19 protein-coding genes are annotated in these 14,589 nt (G+C 39.6%); 11 read left to right on the top strand and 8 right to left on the bottom strand.

Going from position 1 to position 14,589, the window contains the following annotated elements:
• Positions 1-56: 56 nt before the first annotated feature.
• The gene (gene deoD, locus NSQ70_RS09700; RefSeq protein ID WP_007500754.1) at positions 57-752 is read left to right on the top strand and encodes a purine-nucleoside phosphorylase; all 696 of its coding nucleotides are present in this window, start codon (positions 57-59) and stop codon (positions 750-752) included.
• 68 nt (positions 753-820) lie between these two features.
• A complete protein-coding gene (locus NSQ70_RS09695; RefSeq protein ID WP_017367458.1) occupies positions 821-1,651 on the top strand; it encodes a M15 family metallopeptidase in 831 nt (276 codons plus the stop codon).
• A 49-nt stretch (positions 1,652-1,700) separates the two neighbouring features.
• Here the strand turns inward: NSQ70_RS09695 and NSQ70_RS09690 are convergent, their stop codons facing one another.
• Both NSQ70_RS09690 and NSQ70_RS09685 read right to left on the bottom strand, forming a co-directional pair.
• On the bottom strand, positions 1,701-1,952 hold the full coding sequence (locus NSQ70_RS09690; protein ID WP_326112865.1) for a hypothetical protein: 252 nt from the start codon (positions 1,950-1,952) through the stop codon (positions 1,701-1,703).
• Between the two features lie 92 nt (positions 1,953-2,044).
• Entirely contained in the window at positions 2,045-2,743 is a 699-nt protein-coding gene (locus NSQ70_RS09685; protein WP_281215246.1) for a class I SAM-dependent methyltransferase, read from the bottom strand.
• 151 nt (positions 2,744-2,894) lie between these two features.
• Between NSQ70_RS09685 and NSQ70_RS09680 the strand changes: the two genes are divergently transcribed.
• Together NSQ70_RS09680 and NSQ70_RS09675 are read left to right on the top strand one after the other, a co-directional pair.
• Positions 2,895-4,280: a S41 family peptidase gene (locus NSQ70_RS09680; RefSeq protein WP_342502133.1), complete on the top strand. Its 1,386-nt coding sequence runs from the start codon at positions 2,895-2,897 to the stop codon at positions 4,278-4,280.
• A gap of 409 nt (positions 4,281-4,689) precedes the next feature.
• The gene (locus NSQ70_RS09675) at positions 4,690-5,604 is read left to right on the top strand and encodes a class I SAM-dependent methyltransferase (RefSeq protein WP_340959511.1); all 915 of its coding nucleotides are present in this window, start codon (positions 4,690-4,692) and stop codon (positions 5,602-5,604) included.
• An 89-nt stretch (positions 5,605-5,693) separates the two neighbouring features.
• On the opposite strand, the gene NSQ70_RS09670 is transcribed toward NSQ70_RS09675, so the two are convergent.
• The 3 genes from NSQ70_RS09670 to NSQ70_RS09660 all read right to left on the bottom strand — a co-directional run bounded on the left by NSQ70_RS09670 (position 5,694) and on the right by NSQ70_RS09660 (position 8,246).
• Positions 5,694-7,187, bottom strand: a complete 1,494-nt coding sequence (locus NSQ70_RS09670; RefSeq protein ID WP_340959512.1) for a sodium:solute symporter — start codon at positions 7,185-7,187, stop codon at positions 5,694-5,696.
• Positions 7,172-7,390 (bottom strand): DUF3311 domain-containing protein, encoded by a 219-nt coding sequence (locus NSQ70_RS09665; protein ID WP_017359680.1) that lies wholly within the window; start codon positions 7,388-7,390, stop codon positions 7,172-7,174. Before NSQ70_RS09665 ends, NSQ70_RS09670 begins: the two co-directional genes overlap by 16 nt.
• Positions 7,391-7,628: 238 nt before the next feature.
• Positions 7,629-8,246 carry a nitroreductase family protein gene (locus NSQ70_RS09660; protein WP_017359679.1) on the bottom strand — a complete coding sequence of 206 codons (618 nt, stop codon included), beginning with the start codon at positions 8,244-8,246 and terminating at the stop codon, positions 7,629-7,631.
• Positions 8,247-8,387: 141 nt separating this feature from the next.
• On the opposite strand from NSQ70_RS09660, the gene NSQ70_RS09655 reads away from it, so the two are divergent.
• Both NSQ70_RS09655 and NSQ70_RS09650 read left to right on the top strand, forming a co-directional pair.
• Entirely contained in the window at positions 8,388-8,720 is a 333-nt protein-coding gene (locus NSQ70_RS09655) for a winged helix-turn-helix transcriptional regulator (RefSeq protein WP_251211170.1), read from the top strand.
• Positions 8,721-8,795: 75 nt separating this feature from the next.
• Positions 8,796-9,014: a hypothetical protein gene (locus NSQ70_RS09650; RefSeq protein WP_003215921.1), complete on the top strand. Its 219-nt coding sequence runs from the start codon at positions 8,796-8,798 to the stop codon at positions 9,012-9,014.
• Between the two features lie 40 nt (positions 9,015-9,054).
• On the opposite strand, the gene NSQ70_RS09645 is transcribed toward NSQ70_RS09650, so the two are convergent.
• Complete coding sequence (locus NSQ70_RS09645; RefSeq protein WP_039165520.1) at positions 9,055-9,528, bottom strand: spore gernimation protein GerT; 474 nt, start codon at positions 9,526-9,528, stop codon at positions 9,055-9,057.
• Positions 9,529-9,614: 86 nt separating this feature from the next.
• Between NSQ70_RS09645 and rarD the strand changes: the two genes are divergently transcribed.
• The 4 genes from rarD (at position 9,615) to bshB2 (ending at position 11,916) form a co-directional block, all read left to right on the top strand.
• Positions 9,615-10,526 (top strand): EamA family transporter RarD, encoded by a 912-nt coding sequence (gene rarD, locus NSQ70_RS09640; protein WP_039165518.1) that lies wholly within the window; start codon positions 9,615-9,617, stop codon positions 10,524-10,526.
• Positions 10,527-10,604: 78 nt separating this feature from the next.
• The gene (locus NSQ70_RS09635) at positions 10,605-10,886 is read left to right on the top strand and encodes a hypothetical protein (RefSeq protein WP_041091271.1); all 282 of its coding nucleotides are present in this window, start codon (positions 10,605-10,607) and stop codon (positions 10,884-10,886) included.
• Complete coding sequence (locus NSQ70_RS09630) at positions 10,883-11,233, top strand: YojF family protein (RefSeq protein WP_008346474.1); 351 nt, start codon at positions 10,883-10,885, stop codon at positions 11,231-11,233. The genes NSQ70_RS09635 and NSQ70_RS09630 overlap by 4 nt, the downstream gene beginning before the upstream one ends.
• A 17-nt stretch (positions 11,234-11,250) precedes the next feature.
• Positions 11,251-11,916, top strand: a complete 666-nt coding sequence (bshB2, locus tag NSQ70_RS09625) for a bacillithiol biosynthesis deacetylase BshB2 (protein WP_024718573.1) — start codon at positions 11,251-11,253, stop codon at positions 11,914-11,916.
• Positions 11,917-11,937: 21 nt separating this feature from the next.
• Here bshB2 and NSQ70_RS09620 read toward each other — a convergent pair whose 3' ends face one another.
• A complete protein-coding gene (locus tag NSQ70_RS09620; protein WP_342502132.1) occupies positions 11,938-13,305 on the bottom strand; it encodes an MATE family efflux transporter in 1,368 nt (455 codons plus the stop codon).
• Between the two features lie 59 nt (positions 13,306-13,364).
• Positions 13,365-13,490 (bottom strand): hypothetical protein, encoded by a 126-nt coding sequence (locus NSQ70_RS09615; protein ID WP_003215647.1) that lies wholly within the window; start codon positions 13,488-13,490, stop codon positions 13,365-13,367.
• An 81-nt stretch (positions 13,491-13,571) separates the two neighbouring features.
• On the opposite strand from NSQ70_RS09615, the gene cdaS reads away from it, so the two are divergent.
• Positions 13,572-14,198, top strand: coding sequence for a sporulation-specific diadenylate cyclase CdaS (gene cdaS / locus NSQ70_RS09610; RefSeq protein WP_342502131.1), 627 nt, complete (start codon positions 13,572-13,574; stop codon positions 14,196-14,198).
• Positions 14,199-14,589: the final 391 nt, after the last annotated feature.

Genomic DNA, 14,589 nt, shown 5'->3' with positions numbered 1-14,589 from the left:
AATCGTTTATAATAAATGGGACTAAACACATGTTAAACGTAAGTGGAGGCTAAAAAATGAGTGTACATATTGGAGCAGAAAAAGGACAAATTGCAGAAACGGTATTGCTGCCAGGCGATCCGCTTCGTGCGAAATATATTGCAGATACATATTTAGAAGATGTTGTGTGCTATAACGAAGTGCGCGGCATGTATGGTTATACTGGAACATATAAAGGAAAACGCATTTCTGTACAAGGTACTGGGATGGGCGTACCGTCTATTTCGATCTATGTGAATGAGCTGATCCAAAGCTATGATGTTCAAAACTTAATCCGTGTCGGTTCTTGCGGAGCGATCAAAAAAGATGTCAATGTACGTGACGTCATCTTAGCTCAAACATCATCAACAGATTCTCAAATGAACCGTGTGGCATTTGGACCGATTGATTACGCACCATGTGCTGATTTTGGTTTACTGAAAAAAGCCTACGACACAGCAGAAGCGAAAAATGTAGCTGTGCGTGTTGGGAATGTATTTACAGCAGACCAGTTTTATAATGAAAAACCACTTGAGCTGATGGACCAATATGGAATTCTAGCGATCGAAATGGAGACAACGGCTCTTTATACGCTTGCTGCAAAATTTGGCAGAAAAGCGTTGTCGATTCTGACAGTGAGTGATCATGTGCTGACAGGAGAAGAAACAACTGCTGAAGAGCGTCAAACGACATTTGACGAAATGATCTTAATTGCACTAGATTCTGTTTTATAATAGTATAAAGGGTGTGCTACGATGTAGCGCATCTTTATTTTTTTAGTAGAGCAAAAGGAAGGTATGTCATGAAGAAAAGCTATAAAATACTCTCAATCGCATCGATTCTTGGTTTGACGGCCGCATTATCAGGCTGTCAGTTGCTGGATCAGAAAAGCGGTACCACTGAATCTAACAAAACAAACGAACAAAAGAACGCAGCAAGTTCATCACCCCAGCAAAACTCAAACGATACGGCAGATTCATCTAATCAAGAGCTGACGTTAAAGAGTGAATATTTCAATGACATCAAGGTAGTGAGCGGACTGAAGACCATTCAAAACCCTGAAAATGTGCTTGCTTTAGTGAACAAAGAATATGCACTGCCAGGAACCTATAAACCTTCTGATCTCGTTGTACCAAAAGTGGAATTCTCTTTTTCAGAGGATATTGAAAAACGATATATTCGAAAAGAAGCAGCGGAGGCACTTGCGAAGTTATTCAAAGGTGCTAAAAAGGAAAACTTTGAGCTTGCTGCAGTATCGGGCTATCGTTCCTATGACCGTCAAAAAGTCATTTTTGATAGTGAAGTGAAACTAAAAGGGAAAGAAAAAGCCCAAGAAGCCGTAGCCTTACCAGGCGAAAGTGAACATCAAACAGGTCTAGCTATGGATATTTCCTCAAAAAGTGCCGGCTTTGAAATCTCTGAAAAATTTGGTGAAACACCTGATGGTAAATGGGTAGCCAAAAATGCTTACAAATATGGCTTTATCATCCGTTATCCAAAAGGGAAAGAAGACATCACGAAATATGAATATGAGCCGTGGCACCTGCGCTATGTAGGGAAAGAAGCTGCAAAAGCGATGCATGATCATGATTTAACATTCGAAGAATACATGAACAAAGTGAAGAAAATATAAACAAATAAAAGGCCTCCCGAAGCTGGGAGGCCTTCTTTTATACGCCGTTTTAAAAAAAGAACAAACCTGCTAAAGCGAAGCCGGTAATAAAACCGAGACCGATGCCATAAGCTGCACCCCAGCCATAATAACCTCCGTAATATCCATAACCAAAGCCCCCGCGGGACCCGCCGACTGGCCGGATATAAACTTTGCGGTTTGACACCCGCTCAATACGTCCAACATGTACTCTGCCATTTCGATCAGTAATTCTAGCTATTTTCCCCATATGCTGCTGACAAAGTTTATAGTAGCGCTCCATGTTTTCCCTCCTTATGACAAACTCTTTTCACTCTTATCCTATGCGAAAGACTTCATAGAGTTTGGACAAAACATATAGGAGATTCGCTCATTTTATACTGTACATTCAAATACAAGGTGACTCAGATGTTCTCGGTGTGTTTGAATCAGGTCATAGTGTGTCTGCAATGTATCATAAAGAGAAGGTGGTATTTGATCTGATAATTCCATTTCGGTCGGCTCCTCTTGCACCATGTGCTCATCGAATGAGAGAATCCGAATCTCACGGAATCCTGCGGACGCTAACTGCTTTTGCCATTCAGAAAATGAAAAGAGGGAGTGAAACCCATAAAACTCCCGAATGGCTGCCTGGTCTTTTGAGGGAAGCGGCACTTTTAACACAGCCTCATTAGCGATCAATTGTTTTCCAGGAGCAAGTACCCGTTTCATCTCAGCAAGCGCAGCAGGTAAATGGGTGAAGCTTAAAACAGATTCACTGATCAGTAGAGAGAACGAGTCATCCGCAAATGGCAGGTGTTCGATCGATGCTTGCTGTGCACGGAAAGGTAGTTGTTCCCGCTCGAATCGCAGATTGGCTTTTTCAATCATCAAAGGGTGTGTATCAATCGCCTCTACTTCATAACCTAAATGTCCTAAATATGCGGCTGTTTGTCCTGTGCCGCATCCAACATCCAGTATACGATCTTCAGACGTCAAGTTTAGTTGCTCAATCATCGTTTTTGTTAGCTCAATTCCACCAGGATGGGCACCTGATACACCAAAATAGGCAAGCATTTCTACATAGTCACTCATGGAATCCCTTCTTTCCTTATCATGTTTCTCTCTAAAGATTATGCATTGCAGGGCGAAATGGCTTATCTTTTCAAATAGAAGTTTGATCCTTTGGTTGACGGATGAAGAATCGTCCTTGATAATAATGAAAGGAGATAAAGGTGGTGTTTTTTTGAAAAAACAATTCAAGTTCGTGATAGCCATTCTGGTGACAGCAGCGCTTTCCTCAGTGATTACATTTGTGATCACAAAACAAGGTGCTGTCAGCGTTTCAGGAGATGAGAAGTTTAGTAAACTCATGGCTGCATATACGAAGGTAAAAAACGAGTATTACGAAAAAACGGATGATCAAAAACTAGTAGACGGTGCGATTCAAGGCATGATTGCATCACTTGATGATCCATACTCTACATATATGGATCAGGAGGAAGCCGAAGGGTTTAACAACACCATTTCATCTTCATTTGAAGGAATTGGTGCACAAGTAGAAGAGAAGGATGGACAAATTTTAATTGTCGCACCGATTAAAGGCTCTCCTGCTGAAAAAGCTGGTTTGAAACCTCATGATCGTATTTTAAAAGTGGATAGTAAAAGTACAAAAGGTATGTCAGTGAATAAAGCCGTTTCTCTTATCAGAGGGAAAAAAGGAACGGATGTCAAACTGCATTTGAACCGACAAGGTGTTGGAAATGTGGATGTCACGATCACAAGAGATACGATTCCACTTGAAACGGTGTATGCAAAACTAACAAAAGATAAAATAGGCGAAATCCAAATCACTTCTTTTGCTGAAACCACGTCTAAAGAGTTGGATAAAGCGATTGATGACCTCGAGAAAAAAGGGGCAAAAGGTTTTGTCATTGATCTGAGAGATAATCCAGGCGGCATTATGACAGAAGCAATTGAAATGAGCAATGACTTTATCGATAAAGGAAAAGTCATTATGCAGGTTGAGGAAAAAGGAAAGAAACAAGTGTACAAAGCGGAAAAAGAACGCAAAGTTCATCAGCCGACAGTTGTTCTTGTAAACGGCGGTTCAGCGAGTGCTGCTGAAATCATGGCGGCAGCTCTGCACCAATCCTCCAGCATTCAACTTGTTGGAGAAAAGACATTTGGTAAAGGGACTGTTCAAAATGCCCAAAGCTACAATGATGGTTCTAGTGTGAAATTAACCATAGCCAAGTGGCTGACACCAGACGGGTCTTGGATTCACAAAAAAGGAATTGAGCCACAGGTGAAAGCATCTCTGCCGAGTTATGCGAAGCTGCCATACTTAAGTCCGAAAAAGACGTATCAACTGAATGATGATGGAGATGAAGTCAAAGCGGCTCAAAAAATGTTCCAAGCGCTTGGCTACAAAGCAAAAGCCAATGGAGAATATGATCAAGCATTCCAGTCGGTCGTGAAAAGGTTCCAATCAGATCACGATCTAAAGGCTGATGGTATTCTGACAGGGGACACAACGACGGTACTGATGACAAACATCCAAGATAAGCTCAAGAAAAATGATACGCAAATGAAAAAAGCCATTGAAGTGTTGAAAAAAGAAATGAAATAAAAAAACAGTCTCATTAGAGGACTGGTTTCGAACTGTAGATTAACCCCACCTTTACTTTATAAGTAAAGTGGGGTTTTTATATTTTTTGATAAAAACTTAAAGTATTTTACGTTGGATATGGTTCTTTCCTTGTCCAATTTCGTGGCTTTTTAAAATTCATGGCAGTGGAAGTAAGCATTGCATGCACTGAAACCTTTTTGGGATAAGGTAAGAATTTCTTCTTTTTTTGCGCCATCTAACACTTGCTAAGTGTGAATATTTGTCCGAAAAAAGCTGTGACAAATAATTTATCTTGACAAAATAATTCAATTATGCTATAATTTACTTTTATATTTTTTGAGTATATAATAGGGTTCTCCTGGCCAGGAGAACCCTATTTTTTTGTTCTAAAATGAAGGAGTGTGTTTGTATGAAGAAAGATGAATCAAGTGTGACTTCATTAATATCGGCTTTTGCCAGATCCTATCATAGTCAATTTGATACCCCTAAAATCTTTAATGATTATTTAGCTAAAGAATTCATTTCGGAAAAAGAATTCACTGATATCAAAGAAAATATGGTCCAAGGCATACACTTCTTCAACAAAGATAACGCACAAAAATTCGAGGGAAATACAGAAGAAATATTAAAATGGATTACACAAGTCCAACTTTCTCCAATCACCTTGTCACGAGCTGCGTATTGCGAAAAAGTATTACTTCTTGAGGTAGCGTTAGGATTAAGACAATACGTCATACTTGGTGCTGGATTAGATACTTTTAGTTTCCGACATCCAGAATTGGAAAATAGCTTAGAAATATTCGAAATTGATCATCCCGCTACACAGGAATTTAAAAAGCAAAGGTTGGAAGAGGCTAAATTAAAAATCCCAAGTAATCTTCATTTTATTTCTATGGACTTCACCAAAAATTTATCCTATCAAAACCTAAAAGATAGAGGATTTGATAACAAAAAGACGTTTTTTAGTCTTTTAGGTGTTTCTTACTATTTAACTAAAGAGGAAGTTACAAGCTTAATAGATTATCTATTCACCAATGTTCCATCAGGAAGTTCAATCGTTTTTGATTATGCAGACGAAAAACTATTCGAAGAAAAAGGAATCTCTAATAGAGTTGAGAATATGGTGAAAATGGCTTCAATAGGCGGAGAACCGATGAAATCATGTTTTTCGTACTTTGAAATCGAAAAGATGTTAGAAAAATCAGATCTACTTATTTATGAACATTTATCTCCTGAAAAAGTTAATGAACTGTATTTTAACAATAGAGAAGATTACCTATCAGCTTTTGAGACCATTCATTACATTCATGCTATAAAAAAATAAAACACAACGAACATGGTGTTATACCAAAAATTTGTAGACTTTGTCTACAAGATAAAAGCAGTCCTCATATGAGGACTGCTTTTTTAATCTCACACTTCGTTTACGGTCGTCGCTGTTTTGTCGTGATCTTTTTCAAATAGATCATTCATGACAGAATTGGATGTGATCTTCTTTTGGAAGAATGGATTCAAAATCAGGATGACCACAACGTTTGCTAGTAAACCAAGAAATCCTTCATAAAGACCAAACGTGACTTGGGAGATATTAGCTGTAAAGGTGACGATGATGCCAACAACCAAACCCGCAATCGTTGCTTCTCTTGATTGTTTTTTCCAGAACAAGCTGATGGCAATGGCTGGGAAAATTTGAACCATTCCAGAAACACCGATCAGCTGAAGCGTGACAAGCGCAGTCGGGAACAGCATACCGAATAAAAGAGCAAGCCCGATCACGATAAATACCATCGAACGTGTAATGATCGTTAACCGTTTAGGTGACACATTTGGATGGATTAAATCACGGTACAAATTATTGGCAAATAAATTCGATGCCCCAATGGCCATGATCGAACATGGAATGAGAGAAGCAAGTGCAATCGTCGAATACGCAAGCCCCTGCATCACGCCGCCATATGACGTCTGAATTAAATGAAGAAGAGCAAATCTTGGATTTGTATCTTCCGGTAAGACTAAAAAGGCAATGAAGCCAAGGAAGATGACCAAAATCAATACAATGTTGTAAAGAGGTAAAAACATACTGTTTTTACGGATGGCATCTGCGCTTTTGGCTGTGAAAACACCAGTTGCTGCATGAGCCCACATAAATAATGCGAGTGCAGAAACACCTGATGCGGTAATAAACCACAAAATGCCTTTAGGGCCGCTTTCAGGAATCGTCAGAAGCTGTGGAGCTTCCTTAGCTAACGTATTCATCATTGGTGTCCAGCCGTTAAAATGAATAATCGGGAGGGAAACGACCATAAAGAGCATGATCACCCAAACAAGAATATCTTTAATAATGGCTGTATATGTAGGACCTTTAATACCACTGAAAAATGTATAAAGTGCAACTAAAATAAATGAAATCATAACAACTGCATTCACATTAATATAACTCGTTCCAGCGACAGTTAACGTATCTTGAATCCCGCTTAGCTGAAGACAAATGTATGGAATGAGCATGAGTACACCAACAATGGCAATCAAACTAGATAACAGTTTACTGTCAAATCGCTCACGTGCATAGTCAGCAAGTGTTGTCAGCTTGTGATTTTTTGCAACCGTCCAAAGTTTTGGTAAGAAGAAATACGCAATAAAATAAGCAAGAACGGAATAGGGGATAGCGAAAAAAGCAACACTTCCCGCTGTATAAGCTGTACTTGTGAGCCCTAAAAAGGTATAGGCAGTATATAAGTCTGCGCCAACAAGGAACCAGACGAGAAGCCCGCCAAATTTTCTCCCGCCAACAGACCATTCTTCGACTGATTGTCTTGATGATTTATCACGACCAGCGGCAAAACCGATGACCACGACGATGAAAATGATACTTGCAGTAATCAATAAAGCTGTTAAGTTTCCTTGCATTCGTCAGTTCCTCCATTTGAATGTTGCATCCTGTAAATGATAAATGTGCAAACGGGTGTGAGTACAATCCATAGTAAGAGCCAGAAGTGGAAAAAAGGCAGCCCGATGACAAATGGATGAATACGATTCACAAAGGGGAGCAGTGCAAGCTGTCCAATGAATGGAATCGCGATGAGTAGCGCCAGTATCAGTTTTTTGTTCATGTTTTCCTCCTCTAATATTTTGTAATTTCATAATAATAGCAGTTGTCAGATTAGATCACAAGACCATTTTCAGAAAAAACAATCATTTTTATGAATATCATACTAATATAACGCTTTCATTTTTAAAAAGAGGTAAATACTGAAGAATGAGAAAGGAAGACTTGAAAATAAGTATGGAAAAATAATATTTAGAGCAAATAAAAAAAGCCCCAGCATGACGCTGAGACTGTGCCGTTTTTTATAGAAAATCAGATACTTCTTCGATGTCAAAACGATTGCTTTTGTGAGCTTCTTTTGCTGCTTTCCCGACAGAAATCAACATCACTGGTTCGTATCGACCACTCACATTGAATTCTTTCACGTACGCTTCTTTGCTGAAACCGCCCATTGCGCATGTATCATATCCCATTGCTTTCGCCGCAATCATTAACTGCATAGCAGCTAACGAAGCGTTTGAATACGCAGCTTCACGTGCATATTGCTCGCTTTGGTAAGCACCATTGATTTGCGTCATCAGTGTTTCTTTAATATCTTCTGTGATGAAGCCTTGTTCTGCTAGCTCACTGTAGATTTTTTCCCCCTTTAGATTGGCTTCAAGGTCACCTAGCACAGCAATCACAGCTGATGCTTGAGAGACTTGTTTTTGGTTGTAAGCAATTGGAAGAAGCTTTGCTTTTGATTCAGCACTATGGAAAACAGTGAAATGCCAATGCTGAAGGTTCCAAGCAGATGGTGCTTTTGTTGTGATATCAAGAAGCTCTGTTAACTCTTCTTTTGTCATTTCATGAGTTGTATCATACTCTTTTACTGAAGCTCTTTCTTTTAAAATGTCAATCGTTTTTTGATCGCTCGCCATATGGATATTTCCTCCCGTTTTTGCAAATAGTATGGTACAATAAATAAAAAAGTGAGAAACTTACTTATTGTAACTAGAGATATATTTTAAATTGTATACCGTTAGTTTGTCAAACGATTATGAAAAGAAAGGCTGAAATATATGGAATTTCAATTATGTCCAAACATTCAGCAAGCTTTTTTGCTTCTTGGCAAAAGGTGGAATGGTCTCATCATTCATGTATTGCTTGATGGTCCGAAGCGGTTTAAAGACCTGACGGACATTATTCCATCCATCAGTCAAAAAATGCTCGCAGAACGCTTAAAAGAGCTTGAGCAAGAAGGAATCATAAAGCGCACTGTACTTCCTGAAACGCCAGTCAAAGTCATCTATTGTCTAACCGAAAAAGGGAGTGCATTACATGGTGTGTTCGGAGAAGTATCGCGCTGGGCAGGGGAGTATGCTGGATCTGATGTAAAAAAGGAGCAAGCCTAGTTTTAGGTTTGCCCAAACGTTTTGTCTCCTAATGAATATGCTGATGTTAGGCACATGACAAAGGAGGAGAAAAGCATGTACCCTCATACTCCGTATTTTCGAGGCGGTGCCCCTGGCATTCCGCCATATGAATCTAGAGTCCCTTTGTTTTTTGGTTTTGGCGCTCCTTTAGTCGGCGGACTGCTTGGCGGATTTCTAGGAAGTGCGATTTTTAATTATCCTCGTCCATATTACCCGCCACCACCACCGCCTGTTCCACCACCTTATGGCGGCGGATATCCACCATATTATTAAGAAAAAAGAGTAAGCCTGCTTCCATTTCAAAGCAGGCTTTTTATAATGGAATATCAATTTCAGAAATGCCTGGATCATCATGCTTTAAAAACATAATTTCTAAAATACCATCTTGATACGAAGCCTTTGTTCCTTTTCTTTTCACAGCAGCAGGCAGGACAACCTTCTTTTGTTTATTCTCTTCAGGAAAATGATCAATAAACAGCAGATTGGCTGTATGTTTGATTTTTACTTTTTCCGTGTTCGGACGATCGAGCTCTATTTTGACAAACACGTGATCTGTCGTCTCAAATACTTCAACATTCGGCTCTTTCTTTTTTTTATCGTCTGTCTCTCTTGTTTTCTTCTGCTGAGACAGCGGATCCTGAAAGGGGAATTGAGCAGAATAATTGGAGCCGAAAACACTTTCCATGACTTGATTGACATATTGCTCAACGTCTTTAGGATCTGAATTTTTTAACGCTTCTTTTGAAAATTGCTTTTGAAAAGGAAATAATCGGTTCCAGTCAAACATGCAAATCATCCTTTCTAAATGCCCTGAATTAGTATATGCCCATAAAGTGATGTGCGTGCTATAATATACGATAGGTTTAGAAAGGAATGGTTAGATTGAACGAACAACAATCAAAAGGTGTCTTATATACGGCTGCATCTTTTACATTATGGGGATTGTTCCCATTATATTGGAAACTGATGGAGCATATTTCGTCAGGCGAAATTTTAGCGCACAGAATAGTATGGTCCTTTATTTTTATGTGCGGTATTCTTTTATATTTAAAGCAAGTCCGTCCAGCGATGCAGACTGTGAAAGGTCTGATGATAGATGGAAAAGCACTTTTTTCATTACTTTTATCGGCTATTTTAATTTCGGTCAATTGGTATGTATACATTTGGGCGGTAAATCACGATCTTATGCTGGAAGCGAGTTTAGGGTATTATATTAATCCGCTTGTATCAGTTTTACTAGGCATCATTTTCTTAAAAGAACGACTGAATAAAATGCAAACCACCGCCATTCTCATTGCCGCAGCTGGGGTCATCATCTCAACTGTTCAGTACGGCTCATTTCCTGTCGTGGCTTTCGTATTGGCTTTTAGTTTTGGGTTTTATGGGCTGATTAAAAAAAGGATGAGTTTTACGAGTGCCATTGGATTAACCATTGAAACACTGCTTCTTGCACCAGCTGCGCTTGTTTACTTATTCTTCTTCTTAAAAGAACCTGTTGTCACGATGAATCCGAGCAGCTTCGGCTCTCTTGGGCTATTATTTTTTGCAGGTGTCTTTACAGCTGTACCGCTTCTTTTATTTTCTGAAGGGGCCAAAAGAATTCCTTTATATCAAGTTGGTATTTTGCAGTATATTGCACCGACCATTACACTCTTTTTGGGGCTGTTTGTGTATCACGAACACTTATCTGCAGCAAAAATCGTGACATTCCTCTGTATTTGGGTGGCGATTTTACTATTTACAACCTCTCAACTGCGAATGAAAAAAACAGCGAATTCTCATTAAAGAGACGAAGCAGTTTGCTTTTTTTTGCAGGCGGATCATGTCATAATAAGTTGTTACCAAAACTGTAGAGGTGATCACATGTCATCAGTCGATGAGCTTGCACACGCTTATCAATCTTTATGGAAAAATCGGCAGCTTGATGTAGTGGATATGACTTCATTACACGAGGCGATACAAGATGATTTGCTTGATGCACGCACCCATCCTCGCGCAAGAAAGTCATTACATCAAAAGTATGTACTCGCTGTGGAAAGAATTTTAGAAAGCACGATTGAACAGGGTCATCAACTACAGCTGATCAGCTTACATACAAAAAAGCTGCGAGAACTAATTCAAAATGAAGGAAGGAACCACTCATGAAACCAATTCAAACGGAAGATGTCACAGCACATCTTGAATCGTTTTTAAATCGGCCAGTCTTCGTTCATCTTGAAACGACAACTGGTTCTTATTCAGCTCATGTGAATGAGCAAAATATGACGGTCGTGGCGTATATCCGCAACGCAAAAGTCGTCTATTCACAGGCAAAAATAAAAGGACAAGGTCCATACCGTGTCGGGATGAAAACAGAAGATGGCTGGATTTACGCAGAAGGTTTAACCGATTACGTGTTTGATGAACAAGGCCGCCTGCTGTTAGCAGGACACCTGCCAGACGGAAAACTAGCGATCTCATTACAAATTAGTGAAACACCATTTCAGGTGTAGGAGAGAGGGGAACAGTGATGAACGAACATGTACTTGTGATGCTGCCTCACCCCGACGATGAATCCTTCGGGGTCGCAGGGCTCATCGCGCAAAGCAGAAAACGTGGAATTCCAGTGACGTATGCATGCGGGACACTTGGAGAAATGGGAAGAAATATGGGAAGTCCAACATATGCTAACCGTGAGACACTTCCTGAATTAAGAAAACAGGAATTAATCAATGCATGTAAAGAAATGGATGTCACAGACTTGCGAATGCTTGGTCTTCGGGATAAAACGTTGGAATTTGAAGATGATGAGTATTTAGCGGATGTGATGGAAAGTATTATTGATGAAGTGAAACCAACCCTTATTGTCACATTTTATCCAGGTCATGGTGTACACCCTGATCATGACGCGACAGGTGAAGCGGTCATTCGTGCTCTATACCGAAAGAAAAAAGAAGACCGTCCCGTCACATACTGTATGGCCATTACGAAAAATCGAGAAGAAGTGCTAGGAAATGCCGATATTGTGATTGATATTACGGATGTAGCCGATATCAAATTAAATGCACTAAGAGCGCATAGAACACAAACAGAAGGCATGCTAAGAGAGCTTGAACAAAAGTTGAAAAACAAAGAACCAGTCGTTCAAAAATGGTTTGATGAAGAAATTTTCTGGACGTATCAATGGAATGACTAAATGAAAGGCAGCTGACTTCAGTCAGCTGCCTTTTCCTGTTGTATCAGAATGCATACGTCTTTCAATCAACCTAAGACGAACAAATAGGACGATGGCACCTGCCGCAAGCCCAGTAATCAGCCCAATCCAATAACCAAACGCTCCAAATGAGGTATACGTGCCAATCAAGTAGCCAGCTGGAAGGCCGATGACCCAGTAAGAGACAAACGCAGCAATCAGTGTATAATTCACATCTTTATACCCGCGTAGAGCTCCCTGAATTGGTGCGGCGATCGCATCTGACAGCTGGAAAAAGATCGCATACATCAAAAAGTGCTGTGTCATTTGTAAAACAGCTGATTCAGTTGTATATAAACCAGCGATCTCAGGTCTAAATAACAAGATGAGGGCTGCGGTACATAATGAGAACAAAACAGCTGTTGCAATGCCAATATAGCTGTAGCTTTTTGCGTCTTTATAACGCATGGCACCGGCTTCAAAACCTACAACAATCGTTAAAGCCATTGAGATACTAAGCGGCAGGATATATAAAATAGAAGCAAAGTTCATCGCTGCTTGGTGACTGGCGATTGTCACGGTATCAAAGTGACCCATTAAGAGCGTGACAGCTGCAAAAATACTTGTTTCAAAAAAGATCGCAAACCCAATAGGGATACCGATTTTCAGTATTTGACCCATTCGGGAGACGTTAAAACGAGGTAATGTCTGAAACAACCGAAAGGATGCAAACGGTTCGGCTTTGATGACAATACAAATACTCATGATGAAAATCGTCCAATACGTCATCGCAGATGCAAGACCTGCCCCTGCACCGCCAAGCTTTGGAAACCCAAAGTTTCCAAAAATAAAGAGATAATTTAAAACAAAATTAATAGGAAGTGCGGTTAACGTAATGAACATCGTCACACGTGTTTTTCCTAATGCATCAATGAACGATCTCATGACTGAATAACCAAAAAGCGGGATGATTCCAATAGCAAGGAAGCTGAGAAAATGACGGGCAATGATTTCTACGGATGGTTCAAGCCCAAGTCTCCCTAAAATAAAAGGAACACACAACGATCCAATGACAATCACCACGATACTTAAAAGAAAAGATAAATAAATGGCCTGGAAGACTGCACGAGGAACGTCTTCCCTGCGGCCGCCGCCCATTAACTGAGCTACAATAGGGGTAACAGCCATTAAAATACCAGCGAGACCAGTATAAACAGGTGTCCAAATGCTCGAACCGATCGCTACACCTGCTAGGTCTTCTGCACTCACTTTTCCAGACATCACCGTGTCTAAAAATGTGATGAGCGAAAGACCTGCTTGTGTAATTAAAATCGGAATCAATATGGTTAAAAATTGTGCCAACTTTGCTCGAATACTATTCGTTTCTCTCATCATAAGTTCCTCTCTGAACAGAAATAACGAGAGGAATTATATCACGCTATGTAAAAAAATCAATTCTCCGTCGGATTATTTTTCTTTGAGGGCTTCGTTTTTTTGAACATTTGGGCATAAATAAAAGAAAGACTGACAACACCTAAAATGCTGCAAGCATATTGAATCACTTTTTGAATGGTCATATTGAATTCACCTCCATACAAATAGAATGTGCACAATTTGTTATTTTATGACACAAGCGAAAGAAGGAGGGATATGGTGAGATGATCAATCGCACAAATGAAGAAGCGATGTTTAAGTTAGAAATGAAATCTCATTTAACGCAAATTATGATGGATGCAAGGAAAATCGTCGATTCGCTTGACCAGACGGAACAATGCCTTCTTTGTGAACTCGAATCATTGCATGATCAGTTTAATGAAATGCATGCAGAGGCTTCCTCGTTTTATTTACAAGCATATATGGAAGAATTCACACCGGGTTTTGCTCAATTTTCTTTAGCCATTGAGAACTTATCAAAACAAAAGCATGGCGCACTGATTGTGATTCAAAGGAGAGATGAGGTGGAGGATTATATACAAAAAGGGACAAACCTCCATGCGAAAATTAGCGCATCATTAATAGAAAGCATTTTCTATCCTGGAAACCCACTTCATGATGGCGCCCTTTTAGTAAAAGAAAACACGCTTGTTTCCGCTGCAAATGTCCTACCGCTCACCTCAAAAAAAGTCAGCCCTTCTCTTGGGACAAGACACCGAGCAGCCATTGGACTTTCTGGCATGACTGATGCCCTTGTTCTTGTGGTATCAGAAGAAACAGGAAAAATGTCGTTTGCGAAAGAAGGCGTCCTCTATCCGTTAACTGTAAAAGATCAAGAAATCAAAAAGTAAACATGAACACAGCATTCTTCATTGGGAAGGGTGCTTTTTTTATTGAGGAGAAAAAACAGGCAATTAAGTAAAAAGTCATTTGATACAGAAAAATTTGTCATGTAGAATAGAACTATGAAACTAGCAACGTGCTTGTTTTGACAAATTTCTAAACGTCAACTTAAAAATTCCTTAAATATTGTTTATAAATACAGCAAACAGCCGATAGAAACGATATGGCTTTGTTTTAGCATTTTGAGTTTGCTGCTCTAACCTATTTAGTATTGCCCAACGTCTTCATGTCGAGTAATATAATAGAAATAAAGATAAAATAGTGCAAGAGAAGCAGAACCATTAAATGCTAAACTCAAAACTAGTACATAAGTCTTATGGGACGAAATCATGAAAGGCG

It is taken from the genome of Bacillus sp. FSL R5-0397, assembly GCF_038593395.1.
Lineage (GTDB): Bacteria > Bacillota > Bacilli > Bacillales > Bacillaceae > Bacillus > Bacillus altitudinis.
The sequence above is the reverse complement of the archived record's forward strand: the minus strand, read 5'-3'. Positions and strand labels throughout refer to the sequence as shown.

Coding starts and splice junctions, on each gene's coding strand:
- deoD (WP_007500754.1), top strand. CDS start 57: ATGAGTGTACATATTGGAGCAGAAAAAGGACAAATTGCAGAAACGGTA.
- NSQ70_RS09695 (WP_017367458.1), top strand. CDS start 821: ATGAAGAAAAGCTATAAAATACTCTCAATCGCATCGATTCTTGGTTTG.
- NSQ70_RS09690 (WP_326112865.1), bottom strand. CDS start 1,952: ATGGAGCGCTACTATAAACTTTGTCAGCAGCATATGGGGAAAATAGCT.
- NSQ70_RS09685 (WP_281215246.1), bottom strand. CDS start 2,743: ATGAGTGACTATGTAGAAATGCTTGCCTATTTTGGTGTATCAGGTGCC.
- NSQ70_RS09675 (WP_340959511.1), top strand. CDS start 4,690: ATGAAGAAAGATGAATCAAGTGTGACTTCATTAATATCGGCTTTTGCC.
- NSQ70_RS09670 (WP_340959512.1), bottom strand. CDS start 7,187: ATGCAAGGAAACTTAACAGCTTTATTGATTACTGCAAGTATCATTTTC.
- NSQ70_RS09665 (WP_017359680.1), bottom strand. CDS start 7,390: ATGAACAAAAAACTGATACTGGCGCTACTCATCGCGATTCCATTCATT.
- NSQ70_RS09660 (WP_017359679.1), bottom strand. CDS start 8,246: ATGGCGAGCGATCAAAAAACGATTGACATTTTAAAAGAAAGAGCTTCA.
- NSQ70_RS09655 (WP_251211170.1), top strand. CDS start 8,388: ATGGAATTTCAATTATGTCCAAACATTCAGCAAGCTTTTTTGCTTCTT.
- NSQ70_RS09650 (WP_003215921.1), top strand. CDS start 8,796: ATGTACCCTCATACTCCGTATTTTCGAGGCGGTGCCCCTGGCATTCCG.
- NSQ70_RS09645 (WP_039165520.1), bottom strand. CDS start 9,528: ATGTTTGACTGGAACCGATTATTTCCTTTTCAAAAGCAATTTTCAAAA.
- rarD (WP_039165518.1), top strand. CDS start 9,615: ATGGTTAGATTGAACGAACAACAATCAAAAGGTGTCTTATATACGGCT.
- NSQ70_RS09635 (WP_041091271.1), top strand. CDS start 10,605: ATGTCATCAGTCGATGAGCTTGCACACGCTTATCAATCTTTATGGAAA.
- NSQ70_RS09630 (WP_008346474.1), top strand. CDS start 10,883: ATGAAACCAATTCAAACGGAAGATGTCACAGCACATCTTGAATCGTTT.
- bshB2 (WP_024718573.1), top strand. CDS start 11,251: ATGAACGAACATGTACTTGTGATGCTGCCTCACCCCGACGATGAATCC.
- NSQ70_RS09620 (WP_342502132.1), bottom strand. CDS start 13,305: ATGAGAGAAACGAATAGTATTCGAGCAAAGTTGGCACAATTTTTAACC.
- NSQ70_RS09615 (WP_003215647.1), bottom strand. CDS start 13,490: ATGACCATTCAAAAAGTGATTCAATATGCTTGCAGCATTTTAGGTGTT.
- cdaS (WP_342502131.1), top strand. CDS start 13,572: ATGATCAATCGCACAAATGAAGAAGCGATGTTTAAGTTAGAAATGAAA.